This window comes from Maribacter aurantiacus (genome assembly GCF_005780245.1).
GTDB classification, from domain to species: Bacteria; Bacteroidota; Bacteroidia; order Flavobacteriales; family Flavobacteriaceae; genus Maribacter; species Maribacter flavus.
In genome coordinates, this window is sequence record NZ_VBUK01000008.1 from 188,271 (window position 1) to 194,502 (window position 6,232).

A 6,232-nucleotide genomic window follows, 5' to 3' on the forward strand; every position below is an offset into this window, starting at 1 on the left:
GATTTCTTTATACCTTTCTGCATCCACCAAACGTAGAGACCATGACCAAGCTTTCTTCCCTATTTCTTATGTCCACGCTGTTTTTTATTGTAGGCTGTAAGACCGAAAACAAAATAACCTATGATATGGTTTTAAAGGATGGAAATCTAATCGACTTGGAAAATGGTGCCATCAATAAAGCGGATATTTTTATTACGGATGGAAGAATCGTAGCTGTAACGACGGACACTTTATTGCCAAACTATACCGCGAAACATAGCGTTGATGCATCCGGTAAATATATTCTACCGGGTTTTTGGGACAACCACGTACATTTTCGTGGGGGCGATTCCCTAATTGAGGCCAACAAACGTTTTTTAGGACTCTTCATCGCCAATGGAATCACCACGGTGCGGGATGCCGGTGGCAATCTGACCACGGCCGTCATGCAATGGAAAAAGGCTATTGAAAACAATGATTTGGTTGGACCCACCATTTTTACATCAGGTCCTAAAATAGATGGTCCTGGGGCCACTTGGGCCGGTTCTTTGGAAGTTGAAAATCAAGAGGATATCAATAAGGCGTTGGATTCGCTGCAAGCCATCCCAACCGATTTCGTCAAAATTTATGATAGTAGAGTTTCCGGGGAAAACTACCTCAATACGATTCGGGCTGCGGAAAAAAGAGGATTGATTACCTCGGGGCACATGCCCTTTACCGCTACGTTGGAATCCACCATAGATGCAGGAATCGACGCCGTGGAACATCTCTACTACATCATGAAAGGTTGCTCCACGGAGGAGGCCGCCATTACCCAACAACTTCAAGACAACAAGATAAGTTTTTGGGATGCCATGCCCATACTGCAATCCACTTACAATGACTCAGTGGCCAAGCAAACATTTGAGCACCTAAAACAAAAAAATGTGTTTGTGGTGCCAACACTTCATATTGGACATACCCTGAGTTACTTGGACGAGGTGGACCATAGTGAGGACGCCTATTTGAAATATATGTCCCCCGGAATTCAAAAAACTTATGAAGGGCGTATCCAAAGGGCGCAAAATGCATCGGAAAAGGCGGTACAGGACAGAAAGGAACTGGACACCTTTTTCAAAAAATTGGCATTGACCCTCAACCAAAACGACGTTTCCTTATTGGCGGGTTCTGATAGTGGTGCCTTTAATAGCTATACCTATCCCGGAATATCCATCCACAAGGAAATGGAGGCCATGGTAGACGCCGGCATATCTCCATTGGATGCCTTAAAGGCTTCGGCCTACAATGGGGCCAAATTCTTAAAAAAGGATAGCGACTACGGCAGTTTGCAAACCGGTAAACTAGCGGATATTGTCATCCTTAATCAAAATCCCTTGGAAAACATCCAAAATACCCGGGATATTTATATGGTGCTAAAGAACGGAAACAGCTATACCCAAGAAGATTTGAATAAATTACTACAATGAAATTGAACATCGATTTAAACATAAGGAGATACGCCCATATAGCCCTATTGGTATATCTCGGCATATCGGTCCAAATCCAAGCTCAGACTTTATTGAAACCGAACCGTGTTTTTGACGGAACCGAAATGCATGAAAATTGGGTGGTTTTGGTAGAGAATAACCAAATCACGTATGTAGGAAACGGTCAGGATTTTAAAAAACCAACAGGGACCCAAGAAATCGACTTGTCCGGCACCACCTTGATGCCAGGTATCATCGAGGGACATTCCCACTTGTTGTTACATCCATACAACGAAACCGACTGGAATGACCAGGTATTGAAGGAATCGCCCGTGGAGAGGGCCATCCGCGGCACCGTACATGCCAAAAATTCCCTGATGGCCGGAATAACTACCATGCGCGATCTGGGCGCCGAGGGTGCCGGGTATACGGATGTCTATCTAAAAAAGACCATTGAGCAAGGCATCATCCCCGGACCCCGATTATTGGTCGCAGGTCCTGCAATTGTCGCCACGGGTGCCTATGGTCCAAAAGGTTTTCACGATGGGGTCACCGTTCCCTTGGGAGCGGAAACCGTAAGCGGAAAAGAAGAAGCCATACGGACCGTACGCACACAGATGGGGAATGGGGCCGACCTGATTAAAATCTATGCCGATTACCGCTGGACGCCCGGAGCGGAATCGCAACCCACCTTCTTACAGGTGGAAATCGATGCCATGGTCGCGACCGCCAAAAGTGCGGGGAAATATGTGGTAGCCCACGCCAGTACGCCCGTAGGTATGAAAAGGGCCATTTTGGGAGGCGTGGAAACCATTGAGCATGGAGACGGCGGCACACTTGAAATTTTTAACATGATGAAGGAAAAAGGCATCGGCTTGTGCCCTACTCTTGCTGCGGGGGATGCCATTACCCAATATCAAGGGTGGAAAAAGGGAACTGATGCAGAACCGCGGCGCATTACCAACAAGAAAGAATCATTTAAGCTAGCCCTTGAATCGGGCGTACAGATCGTTTTTGGTGGAGATGTCGGTGTGTTTACCCATGGGGAAAATTATCGGGAAATGGAATTGATGGTCGAATATGGGATGCAACCCATGGACGTCCTAGTATCCGCAACCAGCGGCAATGCTGCTATGTTCCATTTGGACCAACTGGGACAATTAAAAAAAGGCTTTTTAGCCGATATCATCGCGGTCAAAGGAAATCCTTTAAAAGACATTAAAGCGATGCGCGAACCTGTATTTGTGATGAAGGACGGGCACGTTGTTTTGAATGTAGAATGAAGAATGAAAAGTGTAAAATGAAAAATGAAAAACTAAAAGTGAAAAATGAAAAGTGAATAGCTGTTAGTTTCTGGCTTCTGGCTTCTGCTTTTAGCGTTTAGCGTTTAGCGTTTAGCGTTTAGCGTTTAGCGGAAAATGAAAAATGAAAAATGAAAAATGAAAAGTTAGATCTAAGACGTTAGATTTGAGACGTTAGACTTAAAAACAACTAATTCACTGTCTCACTAACTCACTAGAAATCTAAAAACCAACCTCCCATGCCCACCAAAAAACCTAAAAAACCATGGCCCACAAAAGCCGTGATGGAGCAGATTTACGAGCAATACCTTTGGGGCGGGAATCCTGGAGAATTTTACAGTGGTGATGGGTCGCACGATCCAGCAATGGTGGAACCGTATCTCAAAGCGGTTACCCATTTTTTACGCTCCTTCCATCCCCCATTAACGGTTTGCGATTTGGGATGTGGGGATTTTACTATTGGTAAACGACTTGTACCGTACACCCGGGAATATATTGCCGTAGATATTGTGGAGGACCTCATCACTTGGCATAAAAAGAACAATGCATTGGAGCAGGTGAGCTTTCACTGTTTGGACATTGCCAAGGATAGCCTTCCCCAAGCCGACTGCATCATCCTTCGGCAGGTTTTGCAACACCTTTCCAATGAGGAAATAAAGGCGATAGTCAAAAAACTATCAAACTACACGTACGTACTGGTAACAGAACACCTCACCGAAGATGATTTTGAACCCAACATTGATATAATCTCCGGACAGGGCATCCGACTCAAAAAGCAGAGCGGTGTAGATTTGTTGGCACCACCCTTTCTTTTAAAGGTTAAGGAAGCCAAGGAGTTAGTTGCTGTTCCTTCAACCTCAGGAAAAGGGGTGGTTAGCACCAATTTATATACTATTATGTAGGAAAATATCTCAAAATCAATACATTACATCCAAAAAAAGGTCTTTTTACGGAAATCCGTATCCAATTGGTTTTCTATTTTATATTTTAACCGAAACTATACGGAAAAATGAAAAAACCAGCCTACCTCCTACTTCTTTTTTTAGCTTTTATTTTTATTCAGTGTGATTCGGATACGGATACTCCCAATCCTAATATGCTTGAAAACCCTTCTGAAGATAATTCTAGTAACAATGACGAAGATGAAGAATCCAGCAATGACGATTCCAGCAGCGATGAGGAAAGTAGCGATGATACAACGGGGGAAACAGTGGGAGATGAGGGCACCGAAGAAGGCAACACAAATTCCGGCGAGGAAGAAAATGGCATGGGGGATGACGATACCAACAACGGAGATATAAATCCGAATCCTACGGAACCATGTGAGAACGAGGACGCTGTTTTTGACGATACAGGAGATAGTGAATCGTCCAACGAATGTTCTCAGCAACTGAATAACGGTACCATAACTTGTACTATCAATGGGGTATCATTTGAATCCACTGGAATACTGGCAGGTGCTGTATATGAAGAAAACGACGATGCATTCACCCTCGGAATCATTGGTGGGGATGGTCCCGACCCCGATACTCCAATTGATCAACGAAACCAGAGGGGGATAGCCATAACCATTTCATCTAGCAATTTAAGGTTTGACGATCTTCAAACCAATATGGAATACAATGGAACCAACGGGGTGAATATTCTAACTGGAGGATTCGAGGTATTTGGTGCCTATGTAAGGATAGTTGACTGTGAAAACCAAGAAGGTGGTGGTGATTATTCGCCAACGGCCAAAATTCAATTCTCAAAAATTGATAGGACTAACCAATTATTGTCAGGAACTTTTGAGTTAGTAGCTGTTGATGAGGAAACAGGCAACAGTTATGTTGTTTCACAAGGTATTTTCATAGACCTCTGGTTTTGCAATCAAGCATCAGGTTCAGGCAAATCACTTTCGTTTATAAACAAACAAAAAGAGCGCCTGTTATCTCAGAATTAAGGGCAATACTCATTATCATTGTAGTTTGTGCGTTTTTCTAGGTTATAATGAAGCCTTGAATTTCGGACCACAACTTCTGAGCATAAAAGTAAAAAGCCCCGTAAAAGGGCTTATATCGACCTGTTCAATGGTCGGTCAGGGACTTGTGCAACGGTTACCGGTGTTGGCAACTGGCTTTTTAATTTAATGGTTCACAATATGTTTTATTAACAACTCTATCTCTCATTTTTGCTTTGTCATTAAAATTCCGTGAAATGTTTCTTATTATATCGCTGTAATTGTCAATTTGGTTCCCCTTTTGATGGTAAAACATTTTAATTGAAGCACAATTATCGTGCTCAAACATTGTATTTAAAAGTGTTCGGTCAGAAATTCCGCAAGAATGTCCTAATATGAATATTTGAAAATTACCACTATTAATAAATTCCAATAGTTTCTTGTAATTATCCGATTCTAAATAGTTTATGGATTTGATGTTTTCTAAATATCTATTGTCATTCAGTTCTTCAATTGAATTGTAATCTTTGTCTATCTCGTCTCCAAATCCAAAAATTATTGGATTTTTATCCATTCTGTCTGTTGTTCCGTGAATATGGTTAAATTTTACTGATGTATATTTTTCTTCTAAAGGATTATAAAATCTTTTTGGGTCTTCATATAATAATTCAGTAGATGTGTAATTGAAATTCAAAAACAAGGTCTGGTCAGGTATGAGGTCGAAATAGTTAATGGCAGAATCAGACAAGAGCATTTTTTTTATTTGATTTAAATGGTCTTTTTTGCCAAGTCTTTTGATAATGTTTCTTTGATATTCATTTACTTCATCTATTGAAATATGATTTGCTTGAACGGCAATTATACTTTCTTTTAAAGCGTTGTATTCAATTTCTGCTCGTTGATTAACTGAGGTTTCAGAAAAGTCTTTTAATTTGAAAGGTGAATATATTTTAATCCCAATTGTAGTTTTAATCCTCAAAATATTTGAACCAATATTAGAATCAAATTCCTTTTCTATTCGAGTCAAATATTGTTGTAGTAAATCTTTAATTCTTTTAAAATCCGAGTTTAAATTTGAAATATCGTAATCTTTGGAATTTTTTGAGTCTTGAAATGATTTTTTTAGCAGAAAATAGTATTCATTTTCTACATCTACCCAATTATTTAGATAAGTCTTATCTGTTATTTCTTTTAAGAATATATTTTTAAATTCTAGAGTTGCTTTGTGGTCATTTAAGCCTCTTTCTAAATCTTTTACAGTTGTACCTGTTATAAATCGAGAAGGTGAATTGTCAATTTTGATTTCATCATTCTCAAAAGGTCTTCCTAAAGCTGTTTCTTGAATTGCTGTAATTGTATTAGTCCAATAATCATCAATAAATGATTTATAACTCGTTTTCATTTCGTGAGCTAAATCAAATCCATTTCCGATGAGTATTATTCTATTCATTATGTTTTTTCAGCTTGTTGCAACGGCTCGTATAACCGTCAGTTACGGGTTAATATGCGTTAATTTTAGGTTTGGCACGGACTTGAGCAATTCCGAG

The 6,232-nt window shown here is 40.5% G+C and carries 5 protein-coding genes; 4 read left to right on the forward strand and 1 reads right to left on the reverse strand.

The features are described from left to right. Positions 1-41 precede the first annotated feature (41 nt). The 4 genes from FEK29_RS13665 (at position 42) to FEK29_RS13680 (ending at position 4,688) form a co-directional block, all read left to right on the forward strand. Positions 42-1,445: an amidohydrolase family protein gene (locus tag FEK29_RS13665; RefSeq protein ID WP_138259000.1), complete on the forward strand. Its 1,404-nt coding sequence runs from the start codon at positions 42-44 to the stop codon at positions 1,443-1,445. Continuing rightward, on the forward strand, positions 1,442-2,728 hold the full coding sequence (locus FEK29_RS13670) for a metal-dependent hydrolase family protein (RefSeq protein ID WP_138259001.1): 1,287 nt from the start codon (positions 1,442-1,444) through the stop codon (positions 2,726-2,728). Before FEK29_RS13665 ends, FEK29_RS13670 begins: the two co-directional genes overlap by 4 nt. 257 nt (positions 2,729-2,985) lie before the next feature. Beyond that, entirely contained in the window at positions 2,986-3,648 is a 663-nt protein-coding gene (locus tag FEK29_RS13675) for a class I SAM-dependent methyltransferase (protein WP_138259002.1), read from the forward strand. 107 nt (positions 3,649-3,755) lie between these two features. Further along, on the forward strand, positions 3,756-4,688 hold the full coding sequence (locus tag FEK29_RS13680) for a hypothetical protein (RefSeq protein ID WP_138259003.1): 933 nt from the start codon (positions 3,756-3,758) through the stop codon (positions 4,686-4,688). A 178-nt stretch (positions 4,689-4,866) separates the two neighbouring features. Here FEK29_RS13680 and FEK29_RS13685 read toward each other — a convergent pair whose 3' ends face one another. Then, positions 4,867-6,135 (reverse strand): AbiH family protein, encoded by a 1,269-nt coding sequence (locus FEK29_RS13685; protein ID WP_138259004.1) that lies wholly within the window; start codon positions 6,133-6,135, stop codon positions 4,867-4,869. Between the last annotated feature and the right edge of the window lie 97 nt (positions 6,136-6,232).